Genomic DNA, 14755 nt, shown 5'->3' on the forward strand with positions numbered 1-14755 from the left:
TTAAAGCATTGCACCGCAAAGTGGGCAGCGGTTTTCGGCCTTGCGCGATGCGACACGAACTAGCGGGGATTTGACCAGCGCGCGAAAATGGCGGTGGGCAGCAGCCGCCCGCCCTCGCCCTCCTCGCGCACGGCAAGGTCGCCGTGCTCGATAATGCCCGGCAGCGCGGCAAGTGCCTCGGCCAGCAGGCCGGCGATCGCAAGGCTGCTCATGCGCACAGCATAGACGGTGAGGAACAGAAAACGACTGTCCGCATCGAGCAGCTTGGCGCAATCGGCGATCAGGCCGGGCAGGTGCTCTTCCAGCCGCCAGACCTCGCCCTCGGGGCCGCGCCCGAACTTGGGCGGATCGAGAATGATCCCGTCATAGCGCCTGCCGCGCCGCACCTCGCGCGCCGTGAACTTCGCCGCATCGTCGGTCAGCCAGCGGATCGGGCGCCCGGTCATGCCGGAAAGCGCCGCATTGGCGCGCGCCTGGGCGACGGACTTCTTCGAGGCATCGACATGGGTCACCTTGCCGTGGCGCGACAAGGCGAGCGTGCCCAGACCGGTATAGCCGAACAGGTTGAGGGTTTCGGCCGCGTCCATCCCTTCCAGCTGCAAGCGCATCCAGTCCCACACCGGGGCCATGTCGGGGAAGAATTGGAGATGGCGAAAGGGTGTCGGGCGCGCGGTGAAGCGCACCTCGTTCCATGCCAGCTCCCAGCCCTCGTCGGGCAGGCTTTGGGTGAATTTCCAGCGGCCGCCGCCATCTTCGTCCGAGCCGGGGATGAACTCGCCCGCCGCCGGCCAGTCCACCGCGCGCGGCTGCCACAGGGCCTGCGGTTCGGGACGGATGAAGGCGTGGGGCCCGAAGCTCTCCCACTTGCGCCCCGCCCCACTGTCGAGCAGGCGATAGGATTTCCAGCCGGCACATTCCATCACCAGCGGTTGCTGGAGGAGGCGCGCCATCAGCCTTGCGATCCGACCGCTTTGTCAAGCACGTGATCGCGGGTGGCGGCATAGTCGCCCGCCAGATGGGTGACGCTCTCCGCGCGGCCGAACAGATCGCCCACGCGCGCTGGCAGCGCGGGCCGAACCCCGATTGCACGTTCGACCGCGTCGGGGAACTTGGCCGGATGCGCCGTGGCGAGCGTGACCAGCGGAATACCGGCCGGAACAATTCCCGCCGCCGCCACCGACAGCGCGCCATGCAGGCCGACCCCGGTGTGCGGGTCGATCACCTGTCCCGCCGCACGATAGGCCCATTGCATGGCCCGCGCGGTTTCGACCTGATCGGCGCGCGCGCTGGTGAACAGGGCCGAGGCTGCTTGCGCCTGCGCCTCGGTCAGCCGCATCGCCTTGGTCGCTTCGAAAGCGCGCATCTGCTCGGCCAATGCCGCCCCGTCGCGCCCGCCGGCATCGAACAGCAGCCGCTCGAAGTTGGAGGAAACCTGAATGTCCATCGAGGGGGTGATCGTCGGCGTCACCCCACCCGCCGAGTAATCGCCGCAAGACAACGCGCGGTGGAGAATGTCGTTGATGTTGGTGGCGACGATCAGGCGCTCGATCGGCAGTCCCATCCTGGCCGCGATATAGCCCGCGAACACGTCGCCGAAATTGCCGGTGGGCACGCAGTAGGCCACCGTCCGCTCGGGCGCGCCGAGTTGCAGCGCGGATGCAAAATAATAGACCACCTGCGCCATCAGCCGCGCCCAGTTGATCGAATTGACCGCGCCGAGGTTGAGCCGGCCCGTCACCTGCGGATCGGTGAACATCAGCTTCACATGGGCCTGTGCGTCATCGAAGCTGCCGTCGATCGCGAGATTGTGGACGTTGGGGCTGAGCACTGTCGTCATCTGACGACGCTGCACTTCGCTCACCCGGCCTTTGGGGTGGAGCATGAAGATTTCGACCCGCTCCAGCCCCGCGACCGCCTGGATCGCGGCAGAGCCGGTGTCGCCGCTGGTCGCGCCGACGATGGTGAGGCGCTCGCCCCGGCGTTCGAGGAAGGTTTCGAACAACCGTCCGAGCAGTTGCAGCGCAACATCCTTGAACGCCAGCGTGGGGCCGTGGAACAGTTCGAGCAGCCAGTGCTGCGCATCCAGCTGCACCAAGGGGGTGACGGCAGCGTGGCCGAAATCGCCATAGACATTGTGGCAGATAGCGAGGAGTTCCTCCTCTGTCAGGCTGCCGGCAACGAAGGGTGCCATGATGCGCGCTGCGAGATCGGGATAGGCAAGCCCGCGCAGGGCGCGGATCTCGGCCTGGGTGAAACGCGGCCATTCGGCCGGCACATAAAGGCCGCCGTCGCTGGCTAGGCCTGCGAGCGTTACCCCTTCGAAATCGCGCGCGGGTGCGCTGCCCCTGGTCGATACGTATTGCATAGGCGCGCGGGTTAGCGCCCTCGCCGCCTTAATGCCAGCACGTAGATGACAAGGGCAGTGGCGGCGAAGAAGAACCACTGCACGGCATAGGCGAGGTGGTTGTTGGGCAGACCGCCGGGGTCGGGCGCGGCCATCGGCTGGAGCCCGGCCACCGGCGGATCGGCGACAAGGCGCGGGCCAGGCGCGATGATGCCGGTGATGGTGCCGCCCGCAAAGTCGGGCGGGGCGATATCGCGGGCATAGCCGAGATCGACACGCACCCCCGAACGGCAGGTCGCCCGCTGGATCCACCCTTTCTGGCCCGTGGCCGAAGTGCCCGACACGGGTTCGATCGCGGCAAGGCCGGCGCAGTCGATCTGGCTGCGACGAAACAATACGTCCTCGCCCTTGCCCGCGCGCGGGAAGATTACCGGGGCGCTGTTCCCGGCCGCTGCCTCGTAGCGTGCGATCAGCGCTTCCTTTTCGGCCTTGCGTCCGAGCTGCCACACGCCAAGCGCGATCATCGTCACGACCGCCGCCAGCACCAGAATGGTGGGAATGACCGGCCAGCGCGGCTTCACCACCGGCGCTCCCTATATCCGCGATAGACCCACATCGCCTTGTAGAGCCGCAAGGCCAGGACAACGCTGCCCACGGTCACCGGCCCCCAGATCAGCAACGAGGCCCACAATGGCGGCCCGAGCCACTCGTCCACGGCGAGCGCGGCGAGGATCAGCACCAGCGCCAGCAGCATCGTCACCACCCCGACAAACCGCCCGCCGCGTTCCAGCGCGAGAAAATCGAGCCCACAGACGCGGCAGGCATCGGCCAGCTGCGAAGCGGCATCGAACAATGTCTTGGCGCCGCAGTGGGGGCACAAACCGGAAAGGGCAGCCGGAACGAATCCCGACTGCCCCTTGTGTTTCCTTGGCCGTTCATCCGGCGTCATCAGTGGTATTCGGCGCCCCATCCACCCCAGACGTAAACGGCAACGAACAGGAACAGCCACACCACGTCGACGAAGTGCCAATACCACGCCGCTGCCTCGAAACCGAAGTGCTGGCGCGGGGTGAAGTGGCCGAGATAGGCGCGGTAGAGGCACACGGCGAGGAAGATCGTGCCGACCAGCACGTGGAAGCCGTGGAAGCCGGTCGCCATGTAGAAAGCGCTCGAATAGGTATTGCCACCGAAGCCGAACGGCGCAGCCGAATATTCATAGGCTTGGATCGCGCTGAACAGCACGCCGAGCGCGATCGTCGCCCACAGGCCCTGCTTGAGCCCGGTGCGGTCGCCATGGATCAGCGCGTGATGCGCCCAGGTCACGGTCGTGCCCGAGCACAGCAGGATGAGCGTGTTGAGCAGCGGCAGCGAGAAGGGATCGAGCACCTCCATGCCTTCGGGGATGAAGCTGGCGATCGCGCCCTCGGTGCCGAACAAGCTCGTGGTCGCGCCGGTCTCGTGGTCGAACTGGAGCGCGGCCGGGAACAGGGCGAAGTCGAAGAAGCTCCAGAACCAGCCAACGAAGAACATCACTTCCGAGGCAATGAACAGGATCATGCCGTAGCGCATGTGGAGCTGCACCACCGGGGTGTGATCGCCGCGTTCGGCCTCGATCACGATGTTGCGGAACCACATGAAGAAGGTCGCCAGCAGACCGGCAAGACCCGCCCACATCACGAAGGAGGCGGCCTTGCCGAACAGATCGGGGTGCCAGCTCAGCACCATGCCGCTGGTGAAGGTGAGCGCCGAGATCGAGCCGACCAGCGGCCAGATATCGGGTTCAAGAATGTGGTAATCGTGATTTGCGGTGCCAGCCATGTGGTCGTTCCCGTCCCTGGGTTGCTTTGATCGTCAGTTGGTGCCTGCAAGCGCCGGTTGTACCGGGTCTGCGGCGCGGTGGAAAGTGTAGCTCAGCGTGATCTGCTCGACCCCCTTCATGCCCGGATCATCCAGCATGGCCGGATCGACAAAATAGAGCACCGGCATGGTGACTTCCTGACCTGGTTGCAGGGTTTGCTCGGTGAAGCAGAAGCACTGGATCTTGTTGAAGTATTTGCCAGCCTGCTCGGGCTCGACATTGAAGGTCGCCACACCGGTGATCGGCCTGGAGCTTTCGTTGCGCGCGACATAGGTGGCGATGTCGCGCTCGCCGATGGTGATGGTGTCGGTCACCTGCGAGGGGCGGAAGGTCCACGGCACATCACCGGCGGTCGAGGCATCGAAACGGATCGATATGGTTTGCCCCGTGGCCCTTGCCGCCGCACGCGCGGCCTGGGTTTCGGAGGCGATCATGGTCGTGCCACCGAAGCCGGTGACCTGGCAGAACAGGCGGTAGAGCGGTACCGCAGCATAGCCGAGGGCGAGCATCGCCAGCGCGCCGGCAAAGGCCATCAGCCCGACACGCAGGTTGCGGCGCGCAGTCTGCGCATCATGGCTGACGGGCGGCAAGGTAGCCATCAGCTGCCCCCACCAATGCGTACGATGGTGATCGCGTAGAACAGCAGCACGAAAAAGATCAGCACACCGGCCACGACATAGTTGCGGCTTGTGCGGCGGCGCTTGAACTCGGCCTCTTCCTCCGGGGTCATGCGATCCACCCCTGATAGGCTGCCAACCGGTCCACCACCAGCGCCGCGAACAGTGCGAAGAGATAGGCGATCGAGAACTTGAACAGCCTCTTTTCGGGCAGCATCTTGTCGTCCTCGGGCGCGGCGAGGCGGCCAACGACCGGCCAGGCGAGCCAGAGAAACAGGCCCGAGAGCGTCACCGCGGTCATGCCGTAGATCCAGCTCGTGCCACCGATATACCACGGCGCAATCGCCACCGGCGCGAGCAAAACGGTGTACCACCAGATCTGGCGACGGGTTGACTTCTCGCCCGCGACCACCGGCATCATCGGGATGCCGACCTTGGCGTAATCGGCTTCGACGAACAGGGCGAGCGCCCAGAAGTGCGGCGGAGTCCACATGAAGATGATCGCGAACAGCAAAATCGGCATCGCGGTCAGCTCGCCGGAGACAGCCACCCACGCGATCAGCGGCGGAAAGGCCCCCGCGCCGCCACCGATGACGATGTTCTGCGGGGTGCGCGGCTTGAGCCACATGGTGTAGATCACCGCATAGTAGATGATGGCCACCAACAGCAGCGCGGCCGCCAGCCAGCCGACCGCAAGGCCCATCAGCACGACCGAAGCCGCCGACAGGAAAATCCCGAAATCGCGGGCATCCTCGCGGCGCATACGGCCGCCGGGCAGGGGCCGGTTCCTGGTCCGCTTCATCCCGGCGTCGAGATCGGCCTCCCACCACTGGTTGAGCACCGCCGACCCGCCCGCGCCCATCGCGATGGCGAGGATTGCGGTGAAGCCCAGCACCGGATGGATCGTGCCGGGTGCAGCGAGCAGGCCGCAGACCGCGGTGAAGATCACCAGCGTCATCACCCGCGGCTTGGTCAGCGTGAAGAAATCACGCCATTGCGCAGGCATCGCCGTGCCGGTTTGTGATGCGGTGCTTGCCATCGTCTCCTGCGTTCCATCGGCAAGGAGCGCAGGCCCGCGCCTACGCTCCCGCCAGCTTTCTCATGCCCCTGCCAGGGGGCCGATCCCGTCCGGTGCCCTAAGCCGTGAGCGGACGGTGATCGTGATAGTCGTGCGCGTCGGTGATCACCGGCAGCGTTTCGAACTGGTGGTAGGGCGGCGGGCTCGGCAGGGTCCATTCGAGCGTCGTCGCGCCTTCGCCCCACGGGTTGGCTTCGGCCTTCTTGCCCGCAACCAGCGCGTAGAGAATGTTGACGAAGAAGAACACCATCGAACCGGCCATGATGTAGTAGCCGTAGGTGCTGATCTCGTGCCAGAAGGCGTAGGCCTCCGGATAGTCGGGATAGCGACGCGGCATCCCCTGCATCCCGAGGAAGTGCTGCGGGAAGAAGATCACGTTCACGCCGACGAAGAAGGTCCAGAAGTGGATGTGGCTCAGCAGTTCGGAGTGCATCCGCCCGCTCATCTTCGGAAACCAGTAGTAGAAGCCGGCGAACATCGAGAACACCGCCCCCATCGACAGCACGTAGTGGAAATGCGCCACCACGTAGTAGGTGTCGTGCAGGTTGTCGTCGATCCCGCCGTTGGCGAGCACCACGCCGGTCACCCCACCGACGGTGAACAGGAAGATGAAGCCCAGCGACCAGACCATCGGCGACTTGAAGGTCAGGCTACCGCCCCACATCGTCGCGATCCAGCTGAAGATCTTCACGCCGGTGGGCACCGCGATCACCATGGTCGCGGCGGTGAAATACATCTTCGTGTTCACGTCGAGCCCCACGGTGTACATGTGGTGCGCCCAGACGATAAAGCCGACCACGCCGATCGCGACCATGGCGTAGGCCATGCCGAGATAGCCGAATACCGGCTTTTTCGAGAAGGTGGCGACGATCTGGCTGATCATGCCGAAGCCCGGCAGGATCATGATGTACACTTCCGGGTGGCCGAAGAACCAGAACAGGTGCTGGTAGAGCACCGGGTCACCGCCGCCGGCCGGATCGAAGAAGGTGGTGCCGAAGTTGCGGTCGGTCAGCAGCATGGTGATCGCCGCGGCCAGCACCGGCAGCGCCAGCAGCAGCAGGAAGGCGGTGACCAGCACCGACCACACGAAGAGCGGCATCTTGTGCAGGGTCATGCCCGGCGCGCGCATGTTGAAGATGGTGGTGATGAAGTTGGTAGCACCGAGGATCGAGCCGGCACCCGAAAGGTGCAGCGAGAAGATCGCGAAGTCCACCGCCGGGCCGACCGAACCGCTGGTCGAAAGCGGGGCATAGACCGTCCAGCCGGTGCCCGCGCCGGGGCCGGAACCGCCGGGGACGAACAGCGAGAAAAGGAGGCTGAAGAAGCCCGCCACGGTCAGCCAGAACGAGACGTTGTTCATGCGCGGGAAGGCCATGTCCGGCGCACCGATCATGAGCGGCACAAACCAGTTGCCGAAGCCGCCGATCATCGCCGGCATGACCATGAAGAACACCATGATCAGGCCATGGGCAGTGATGAACACGTTCCACATGTGGAGCGCGGTGTTCAGATCATTGCCGCCCCCCATGAACTGGGCCCACCATTGCAGGTACTGGATGCCAGGCTCGGCGAGTTCGATCCGCATGATCCCCGAAATCGCACCACCCACGATCCCCGCGATGATCGCGAAAATCAGGTACATCGTGCCGATGTCCTTGTGGTTGGTCGACATGAACCAGCGGGCGAAGAAGCCCGGCTTGTGATCCGCGTGATCATGGGTGTCGTGCCCATGACCGTGGTGGATGTCGAAGCCTTCTGCGGTGGTTGCCATGATCAGCTACTCTTTTCTGGTCAAATCTCGTTGGTTCAGCCGACGGTGGTCGCGGCGGCGGGCTCGGCAGCAGCGGCAGCCGCAGGCGCCGCAGCCTCGCCGGGCATCGTGCCGCCCTGCGCCTTCACCCAAGCGGCGAATTCGGCCGGAGGCAGCGCCTCGACCACGATCGGCATGTAGGCGTGACGCGCACCGCACAATTCCGAGCACTGGCCGTAATAGACGCCCGGCTCCTTGATGGTCAGCATCTTTTCGTTGAGCCGCCCCGGCACCGCATCCATCTTGAACCACAGCGAAGGCACCGCGAAAGCGTGGATCACGTCTGTCGCGGTGGTCTGAATGCGCAGCGGCACGCCGGCTGGCACCACCATGCGGTTGTCCACCGCCAAATGGGTCGGCTCGCCGCGCTTCAAGGCTTCGGCATTATCAAGCATGTTGGAGATCACTTCGATCTCGCCGTGATCGGGGTAGGTGTAACCCCAGTACCACTGATAGCCGGTCGCCTTGATCGTCACGGCATCGGCCGGCGGGGTCTCGTACTGGCGCGCCAGCAGCGTGATCGAGGGCACCGCGATCACCACCAGGATGATCACCGGAACGATCGTCCACACCACCTCGATCATGGTGTTGTGCGTCGTTTTCGAAGCGACCGGATTGGCGCGGCGGTTGAAGCGCACGATCACCCACAGCAACAGGCCAAGCACGAACAGGCTGATCGTGGTGATGACGGGCAACAAGACGTAGTTGTGCATCCCCAGCGCATATTCGCCGTTGTCGGTGTACTGGTCCTGGAAGGTCAGGCTCTTGGCCATCGCGCCCGGCTCACCGGATCGCGGATCGGTCGGCATGCCTTTGCCCTCAGTCGGGGCCATCGGGGTGTAAGTGCTCGCCGGCGCCTCGACCGCGGCCGCAGCATCGGCCGGCGCCGCGGCGACATCAGCCGCCGGCGCGGCGGCGGCAGGAGCAGGCGCATCGACAGCGACCGCAGCAGGAGCGGACGCGGCCGGATCCTGTGCGGCAGCCGCCATCGGCGCAATCGCCGCCAGCCCAGCGGCAATCGCCGCGAGGAAAGCCAATTTCATACGGGTGTGCCTTTGACCCATGTCTGTGCCCAAGTGGTTCGATTCTGATCCCGTGCCGCCCGCCGCGCGCCCCTTGAGGCTGATGGCTGACAGCGTCTGGCCTACCCCTTAGGGTCGGCATGTTCTCCGCCCTTAGCGATGCTTGCCGAGGGCCTCAAGCGCTTCTAGGGAGAATTTTATGCAAACCCCCATGTTGCCCGCGCAAGTTGGCGCTTTGCGCCATATTTTTGCTGGAGTTCGCGCGTGACCGAAGATGAAGTGTTGGATGAATTCCGTGCTGCCGGCGCCCTGCTGGAAGGCCATTTCAAGCTTTCCTCTGGCCGCCACAGCGGTCATTACCTGCAATGCGCAAGGGTGCTGATGAACCCCGCGCGGGCCGCGCGGCTGGCCGAGGCGGTGGTCGCGGGCATCCCCGCCGCGGTGCGCGAGGCGGTGGATGTGGTGGTGTCCCCGGCGATGGGCGGGATCATTATCGGCCATGAAGTCGGCCGGGCGCTGGGCAAGGATGCGCTGTTCCTCGAACGGCCCGACGGTGTCTTTGAGCTGCGCCGCGGCTTCGCGCTGGAACCGGGCGCGAAGGTGTTGATGGTCGAGGACGTGGTCACCACCGGCCTGTCCAGCCGCGAAGCCATCGCCGCCGTGACAAGGCAAGGCGGCCAGGTGATTGCCGAATGCGCCATCATCGACCGATCCTGCGGCTCGGTCGATCTCGGCGTGCCCTTCTATCCGCTGCTCGCCATTGATTTTCCCACCTATGGCGAAAACGACATCCCGCCTGCGCTGGCTGCCGTAGAAGTGACAAAGCCCGGTAGTCGCAAGGAATGACCCTGCCCTCCTCCCGTCTCCGACTCGGCGTCAACATCGATCACGTCGCCACCATCCGCAACGCGCGCGGGGGCGACCATCCCGATCCGGTGCGCGCGGCGGCGATCGTCGCAGCGGTCGGCGGGGACGGGATCACCGCGCACCTGCGCGAGGATCGCCGCCACATCCGCGACGCGGATCTCGCGCGCATTCAGGCCGCGACCGACCTGCCCTTGAACCTCGAAATGGCCGCGACCCGCGAGATGCTCGCCATCGCCTTGCGCCACCGGCCCCATGCCGCCTGCATCGTCCCCGAAAGGCGCGAGGAGCGCACCACCGAGGGCGGGCTGGACGCGGCGGGGCTGCACAACACGCTGGTGCCGATCATCGAGGAACTGAAGGGCGCGGGCATCCGTGTCTCGTTGTTCATCGAAGCCGACGAGCGCCAATTGGATGCCGCGCTGCGGCTGGGCGCGCCGGTGGTCGAGTTCCACACCGGGGAATATGCCCATGCCTGTCTCGATGGTGACCGCGAAAGGGTCGCCCGCGAGTTGAAGCGCATCACCGACATGGCCGCGCTCGCCGCCAAGAACGGGATCGAGCCGCACGCCGGCCACGGCCTGACCTTCGACAACGTCCAGCCGATCGCCGCGATTCCCCAGATCGCCGAGCTCAACATCGGCCACTTTCTGATCGGCGAGGCGGTGTTCGTCGGCCTCGCGGGTGCGATCCGCCGGATGCGCGAATTGATGGATGCAGCCCGATGAGCAAGCCCGATCTCCCCGCCCTGTCGGCCGAACAGAAGCGCTGGGCGCTGGGCGCGGCGGCGCTCTTCCTGCTGGCGGTGGGCTTCCTCGGACTCTCGCTCGGCACCGGGGTGATGCAGGTCTTCGCGGTTGGCTGGCTGATGCTGATGATCTTCGGCTTCGTCGGCGCGATTCGCGTCGCCAAGGGCGATTTCGCGCATCCGCTGTTCAAGGCGCAGGTGATGCTGCACCTGGTGGCTGTCGGCCTGTTGGTGGCCGTCATCATACGGGCATTCAAATGATTATCGGCATGGGCTCAGACCTCTGCAATATCGAGCGCATCGGCCAGTCGCTTGCGCGCTATGGCGAGCGGTTCGAGAACCGCGTGTTCACCGCGGTCGAGATCGCCAAGGCGCGCCGCCGGCCCTACACCATCGCCGGGACCTATGCGAAACGCTTCGCCGCCAAGGAGGCCTTTTCCAAGGCGGTCGGCACGGGCTTTCGGCGCGGGGTCTTCATGAAGGACATCGGGGTCGTCAATGGCCCTTCGGGCGCCCCGACACTCGCGCTGACAGGCGGGGCGGCTTTGCGGCTTGAAGAAATCACGCCGAAGGGCCATGAGGCGCGCATCCACCTCACCCTGACCGACGATCATCCCTGGGCGCAGGCCTTCGTGATCATCGAAGCCCTCCCCTTGGCCCTGAACAGCAGCGAAACCACACCTTGAACCATTCCGAGCCCCCCCGATCGCCCGAGGATGAAACCACCGCTCTGACGCGCGCGGAGCACGCTGCGCCCGTGCGCGAGGCGCAGGACCACCTGGCCAAAGGCGAGGTCGCCAATGGCGCATCGGCCGCTGCGGCGGGTGACAAGCGTGGCGGAGCGGACAAGATCGACTGGATAGCCGAGATCCGCGGGCTTGCGCTGATGCTGCTGGCGGTGCTCGCATTCCACAGCCTTGTCGCCAAGCCGTTCTACATTCCCTCGACCTCGATGATGCCGACCCTGTGGGTGGGCGACCGGCTGGTGGTGAGCAAATATCCCTATGGCTGGTCGTGGGCCTCGGCGAGCTTCCACCTCCTGCCGCGTTCCAGCACCCGCATCTGGCCCGCGACCCCTGAATATGGTGACATCGTCATCCCGGTGCACCCGACGCGCGACGAGGATTACATCAAGCGCGTGGTGGCGTTGCCGGGCGACACGATCGAGGTGCGCGGCGGGCAGATCATCCTCAACGGGGTGCCCATCAAGCGCGAGGTGGTGCCACCGGTTCACCTGCCGTTCGAGCCCCACCTCTTGTGCCGCGGTGCGCCGTGCCTCGATGCCTTCGAGGCCTATCGCGAGACCGGCCCGGACGGGAAGGACTACTTCGCCCCGCCGACCTGGCGCGAGACCCTGCCGAACGGCGCAACCTATCTCACGATCGATTACCGCGACCAAAGGCTCGATAATTACGGGCCCTACACCGTCCCTGCGGATAGCGTGTTCGTCATGGGCGACAACCGCGACGAGAGCGCCGACAGCCGTGCCGAGGTGATCGAGAGCGGGTTGGGCGGCGCGGTGCCGCTCGCCAATATCGGCGGGCGCGCGGAGTTCATCACCTTCAGCCTCGACGGCTCGACCACCTGGAACCCGGTGACATGGTTCTCCAGCCTGCGCCCCGACCGCGCATGGCGCACCTTGCGTCCGGCCCTGGCCGAAAAGGCGCCGGCCGCGAAATAGGCGTGGATCAAGGCTGAGACATGGCCCGCAAGTTCCTCTATTTCGTCGCTTTCTGCATCGTCCTGGTGATCGGCGGACGGATCGCCTACGAACTGTTCCAGCAGGAGCTGGCCGAGATCGCGCTGGTGCCTTCGGGCGAATTCAAGCCGGTCAAGCCGCTCGAGGCGAATGCCTACGAAAGCCCCTCGCTGTGGTATTCGCGCCCCGGCATCGGGCTGAAGGATCCGGCGCGCTGGCAGCCGGCCTATGCCGCACACGCCAAGCCGATCGCTGCGCCGAGGCGGCGCTTTGCCGTGTTCTTCGTCCACCCCACCAGCTACCTCAACCGTTCGCGCTGGAATGCGCCGCTCGAAAATGGCGGCGATGCCGAGGCCGAGCGGATTGCCCGCATCTATCTGCGCGGCATGGCAAGCCCCTTCAATGCCGCCTCCGAAATCTGGGCGCCGCGCTACCGTCAGGCGACGATGGGCGCCTTTCTTACCGACGCGCCCGAGGGCAGGCAGGCGATCGCGGCCGCCTATGCCGATGTGCGCGAGGCGTTCCGCTATTTCCTCTCGAGCATCGGTCCGGACACGCCGATCGTGCTCGCGGGCCATTCGCAAGGGTCGCTGCATCTCAAGCGCCTGCTGGCCGAGGAGGTAAAAGGCTCGCCCACCGCGGTGCGGCTGGTGGCGGCCTACATCATTGGCTGGCCGGTCTCGAAGCTGCATGATCTGCCGGTCATGGGGCTGCCCGCCTGCGCCGCGCCCGACCAGACCGGCTGCGTCATCAGCTGGTCGAGCTTTGCCGAACCGGCCGAGCCCGCGCCGCTGCTCGACGCCTTTGGCAGCACGCCGGCGCTCGACGGCCAGAAGCCGGGCAATGAGCCGATGCTGTGCACCAACCCGCTCACCGGCACGCCCGGCGGCAGCGCACCGGCCAGCGCCAATCTCGGCACGCTTGTGCCCGAGGACTCGATGGAGCAGGGCACACTGCAACCCGGCCTGGTGCCCGCCCGATGCGACAGGCGCGGCCTGCTGCTGATCGGTCCGCCGCCGCAGATGGGCAGCTATGTCCTGCCGGGCAACAATTACCACGTCTATGATCTGCCGCTGTTCTGGGCCAACACCAAGGCCGATGTCGCGCGCCGGGTGGATGCGTGGAAGCCGGCCAGTTGATCTTCGAGGACGCGCGCGGCTTTGCCGATGCGGTGGGGCATGGCGGGGTGCTGCTGGGCCTCGACCTCGGCACCAGAACCATCGGCACCGCCACCTGCGATGCCGGCTGGCGCTTTGCCACCAATGGCACCACCATCCGGCGCGGCAAGTGGGGCAAGGATCGCGAAACCATCGCCGGCATCATCACATCCCGCGGCGTCACGGGCCTCGTGCTCGGCCTGCCGCGCAACATGGACGGCTCCGAAGGCCCGCGCGCCCAGGCCTCGCGTGCCTATGCCCGCAACCTCGCCGAAGCCTTTGCCCTGCCGATCCTGCTGTGGGACGAACGCTGGTCGACCCAGGCTGCCGAGGCGGCGATGATCGGCATGGACATGAGCCGCGCCAAGCGCGCCGCCGTGATCGACAGCCATGCCGCCGCGGTGATCCTGCAGGGCGCGATCGACCGGCTGGCCGGCGGCGTGCTCTGACAGCGCAGCCCGCCGCGTCCGCACCGCGCCGGCCAGCGCCTGCAAGCCTGCCAGCCCCGCGAAATTAAATGATTGTAACCGCCCCGCGCGCGCCCCTATGCACCTGTGCATGATAATGCCCCCCGCCCTGTTTGATGCGCGCGAAGCTTCGAAATGGTTCTTTCGTCACGGCCACACCGCCTGGCTTGGCCTGCGCTTCACCGATCAGGGAGAGAACTGGGTCGAACTGGAACTGCCCTGGCGGGCGGATCTGGTGGGCGACAGCCAGAGCGGCGTGCTGGCCTCCGGCCCGATCATCAGCCTGATGGACATGGCCAGCGGCATGGCGATCTGGCAGGCGAGTCGCACTTTCAATCCGGTCGCCACGCTCGACCTGCGCGTCGATTACCAGCGCCCAGCGCGCGAAGGGGCGAGCGTCAGGGGACGGGTCGAATGCTACCGCCGCACCCGTTCGGCCGCATTCGTCCGCGGCATCGCCCATGATGGCGATCCGGGCGATCCGGTGGCCCATGTCGCGGGCGTCTTCATGACGATCGGCGCCGATCCGCGCAAGGACAACCCGGCACTGGCGAGGGCGATGGGGAATGGCTGAGACAATCCTGTTTCCCGCCTATGCCCGCTCGCTCGGCATCACGATCGTCGGCGAGGAAGCCGGGATGCCGCTGCTCTCGGTCGATTTCGGACCCAACGTCGAAGGCCGCCCGGCGCACTTCCACGGCGGCGCGACCGCTGGCCTGCTCGAAACCGCCGGCTATGCCGCGCTCCACACCGCGCTGCTGGCGGCGGGGCGCGATCCGCAGCTCAAGCCGATCAACATCACCGTGCAATATCTTGCCGCGGGCAAGTCGCAGGCGAGCTTCGCGCTCGGCCGCATCACCCGGCTTGGGCGGCGCAACGCCAATGTCTCGGTGGAAGCATGGCAGGATGATCGCACCCGCCCGATTGCCACCGCGGTGATGAACATCCTGATGGTGTAGAGCGCTTTCCTACGCGGCAGCGGGATGACAGGCTTGGCCGATGGCCCGCTGTCCGCCCATGCCGCTACGCCCGTTCAGCGATGCGCAGCGGCCCGGCCGTTTTCTGTCTCTGGACAGTGTCTCATGTGTCTC

The 14755-nt window shown here is 66.0% G+C and carries 19 protein-coding genes; 9 read left to right on the plus strand and 10 right to left on the minus strand.

Features of this window, described 5'->3' with window-relative positions; translation table 11 throughout:
• Positions 1–59: 59 nt before the first annotated feature.
• From BZF61_RS11635 to coxB, 10 genes are all read right to left on the minus strand, one after another.
• The gene (locus BZF61_RS11635) at positions 60–950 is read right to left on the minus strand and encodes an RsmD family RNA methyltransferase (protein ID WP_086619437.1); all 891 of its coding nucleotides are present in this window, start codon (positions 948–950) and stop codon (positions 60–62) included.
• Positions 950–2365, minus strand: coding sequence for a threonine synthase (thrC, locus tag BZF61_RS11640; RefSeq protein WP_086619438.1), 1416 nt, complete (start codon positions 2363–2365; stop codon positions 950–952). Before thrC ends, BZF61_RS11635 begins: the two co-directional genes overlap by 1 nt.
• A gap of 11 nt (positions 2366–2376) precedes the next feature.
• On the minus strand, positions 2377–2925 hold the full coding sequence (locus BZF61_RS11645) for an SURF1 family cytochrome oxidase biogenesis protein (RefSeq protein ID WP_245804609.1): 549 nt from the start codon (positions 2923–2925) through the stop codon (positions 2377–2379).
• On the minus strand, positions 2922–3197 hold the full coding sequence (locus BZF61_RS11650; RefSeq protein ID WP_245804610.1) for a DUF983 domain-containing protein: 276 nt from the start codon (positions 3195–3197) through the stop codon (positions 2922–2924). Before BZF61_RS11650 ends, BZF61_RS11645 begins: the two co-directional genes overlap by 4 nt.
• Positions 3198–3292: 95 nt before the next feature.
• Positions 3293–4162, minus strand: a complete 870-nt coding sequence (locus BZF61_RS11655) for a cytochrome c oxidase subunit 3 (protein WP_086619441.1) — start codon at positions 4160–4162, stop codon at positions 3293–3295.
• 33 nt (positions 4163–4195) lie between these two features.
• Entirely contained in the window at positions 4196–4801 is a 606-nt protein-coding gene (locus BZF61_RS11660; RefSeq protein WP_086619443.1) for a cytochrome c oxidase assembly protein, read from the minus strand.
• Positions 4801–4932, minus strand: a complete 132-nt coding sequence (locus tag BZF61_RS16070; RefSeq protein ID WP_281251532.1) for a hypothetical protein — start codon at positions 4930–4932, stop codon at positions 4801–4803. The genes BZF61_RS11660 and BZF61_RS16070 overlap by 1 nt, the downstream gene beginning before the upstream one ends.
• Positions 4929–5858, minus strand: coding sequence for a heme o synthase (locus BZF61_RS11665; protein WP_086619445.1), 930 nt, complete (start codon positions 5856–5858; stop codon positions 4929–4931). Before BZF61_RS11665 ends, BZF61_RS16070 begins: the two co-directional genes overlap by 4 nt.
• Positions 5859–5955: 97 nt before the next feature.
• On the minus strand, positions 5956–7668 hold the full coding sequence (ctaD, locus tag BZF61_RS11670; RefSeq protein WP_086619447.1) for a cytochrome c oxidase subunit I: 1713 nt from the start codon (positions 7666–7668) through the stop codon (positions 5956–5958).
• Positions 7669–7703: 35 nt separating this feature from the next.
• On the minus strand, positions 7704–8750 hold the full coding sequence (coxB, locus tag BZF61_RS11675) for a cytochrome c oxidase subunit II (protein ID WP_086619449.1): 1047 nt from the start codon (positions 8748–8750) through the stop codon (positions 7704–7706).
• A 243-nt stretch (positions 8751–8993) separates the two neighbouring features.
• Between coxB and pyrE the strand changes: the two genes are divergently transcribed.
• The 9 genes from pyrE (at position 8994) to BZF61_RS11720 (ending at position 14623) form a co-directional block, all read left to right on the plus strand.
• Positions 8994–9575 carry an orotate phosphoribosyltransferase gene (gene pyrE / locus BZF61_RS11680; protein ID WP_086619451.1) on the plus strand — a complete coding sequence of 194 codons (582 nt, stop codon included), beginning with the start codon at positions 8994–8996 and terminating at the stop codon, positions 9573–9575.
• The gene (locus BZF61_RS11685) at positions 9572–10321 is read left to right on the plus strand and encodes a pyridoxine 5'-phosphate synthase (protein ID WP_086619452.1); all 750 of its coding nucleotides are present in this window, start codon (positions 9572–9574) and stop codon (positions 10319–10321) included. The genes pyrE and BZF61_RS11685 overlap by 4 nt, the downstream gene beginning before the upstream one ends.
• Positions 10318–10602, plus strand: coding sequence for a pyridoxal phosphate biosynthetic protein (locus BZF61_RS11690; RefSeq protein WP_086619454.1), 285 nt, complete (start codon positions 10318–10320; stop codon positions 10600–10602). Before BZF61_RS11685 ends, BZF61_RS11690 begins: the two co-directional genes overlap by 4 nt.
• Positions 10599–11027: a holo-ACP synthase gene (gene acpS, locus BZF61_RS11695; protein WP_086619455.1), complete on the plus strand. Its 429-nt coding sequence runs from the start codon at positions 10599–10601 to the stop codon at positions 11025–11027. The genes BZF61_RS11690 and acpS overlap by 4 nt, the downstream gene beginning before the upstream one ends.
• 164 nt (positions 11028–11191) lie before the next feature.
• Positions 11192–12022, plus strand: a complete 831-nt coding sequence (gene lepB / locus BZF61_RS11700; RefSeq protein WP_245804616.1) for a signal peptidase I — start codon at positions 11192–11194, stop codon at positions 12020–12022.
• 20 nt (positions 12023–12042) lie between these two features.
• The gene (locus BZF61_RS11705) at positions 12043–13179 is read left to right on the plus strand and encodes a DUF3089 domain-containing protein (protein ID WP_086619457.1); all 1137 of its coding nucleotides are present in this window, start codon (positions 12043–12045) and stop codon (positions 13177–13179) included.
• Positions 13161–13646, plus strand: a complete 486-nt coding sequence (gene ruvX, locus BZF61_RS11710; RefSeq protein WP_086619458.1) for a Holliday junction resolvase RuvX — start codon at positions 13161–13163, stop codon at positions 13644–13646. Before BZF61_RS11705 ends, ruvX begins: the two co-directional genes overlap by 19 nt.
• A gap of 109 nt (positions 13647–13755) precedes the next feature.
• A complete protein-coding gene (locus tag BZF61_RS11715; protein WP_425429625.1) occupies positions 13756–14238 on the plus strand; it encodes a PaaI family thioesterase in 483 nt (160 codons plus the stop codon).
• Entirely contained in the window at positions 14231–14623 is a 393-nt protein-coding gene (locus BZF61_RS11720) for a PaaI family thioesterase (RefSeq protein ID WP_086619460.1), read from the plus strand. Before BZF61_RS11715 ends, BZF61_RS11720 begins: the two co-directional genes overlap by 8 nt.
• Positions 14624–14755 lie beyond the last annotated feature (132 nt).

This window comes from Erythrobacter tepidarius, from assembly GCF_002155695.1.
GTDB lineage: Bacteria > Pseudomonadota > Alphaproteobacteria > Sphingomonadales > Sphingomonadaceae > Erythrobacter > Erythrobacter tepidarius.

Excerpts from the sequence above, each read along its gene's own strand:
- ctaD (WP_086619447.1), bottom strand. The coding sequence starts at position 7,668 with ATGGCAACCACCGCAGAAGGCTTCGACATCCACCACGGTCATGGGCAC.
- BZF61_RS11685 (WP_086619452.1), top strand. The coding sequence starts at position 9,572 with ATGACCCTGCCCTCCTCCCGTCTCCGACTCGGCGTCAACATCGATCAC.
- coxB (WP_086619449.1), bottom strand. The coding sequence starts at position 8,750 with ATGAAATTGGCTTTCCTCGCGGCGATTGCCGCTGGGCTGGCGGCGATT.
- BZF61_RS11705 (WP_086619457.1), top strand. The coding sequence starts at position 12,043 with ATGGCCCGCAAGTTCCTCTATTTCGTCGCTTTCTGCATCGTCCTGGTG.
- BZF61_RS11715 (WP_425429625.1), top strand. The coding sequence starts at position 13,756 with ATGATAATGCCCCCCGCCCTGTTTGATGCGCGCGAAGCTTCGAAATGG.
- BZF61_RS16070 (WP_281251532.1), bottom strand. The coding sequence starts at position 4,932 with ATGACCCCGGAGGAAGAGGCCGAGTTCAAGCGCCGCCGCACAAGCCGC.
- BZF61_RS11690 (WP_086619454.1), top strand. The coding sequence starts at position 10,318 with ATGAGCAAGCCCGATCTCCCCGCCCTGTCGGCCGAACAGAAGCGCTGG.
- BZF61_RS11665 (WP_086619445.1), bottom strand. The coding sequence starts at position 5,858 with ATGGCAAGCACCGCATCACAAACCGGCACGGCGATGCCTGCGCAATGG.
- BZF61_RS11655 (WP_086619441.1), bottom strand. The coding sequence starts at position 4,162 with ATGGCTGGCACCGCAAATCACGATTACCACATTCTTGAACCCGATATC.
- BZF61_RS11660 (WP_086619443.1), bottom strand. The coding sequence starts at position 4,801 with ATGGCTACCTTGCCGCCCGTCAGCCATGATGCGCAGACTGCGCGCCGC.
- BZF61_RS11720 (WP_086619460.1), top strand. The coding sequence starts at position 14,231 with ATGGCTGAGACAATCCTGTTTCCCGCCTATGCCCGCTCGCTCGGCATC.
- acpS (WP_086619455.1), top strand. The coding sequence starts at position 10,599 with ATGATTATCGGCATGGGCTCAGACCTCTGCAATATCGAGCGCATCGGC.
- BZF61_RS11635 (WP_086619437.1), bottom strand. The coding sequence starts at position 950 with ATGGCGCGCCTCCTCCAGCAACCGCTGGTGATGGAATGTGCCGGCTGG.
- thrC (WP_086619438.1), bottom strand. The coding sequence starts at position 2,365 with ATGCAATACGTATCGACCAGGGGCAGCGCACCCGCGCGCGATTTCGAA.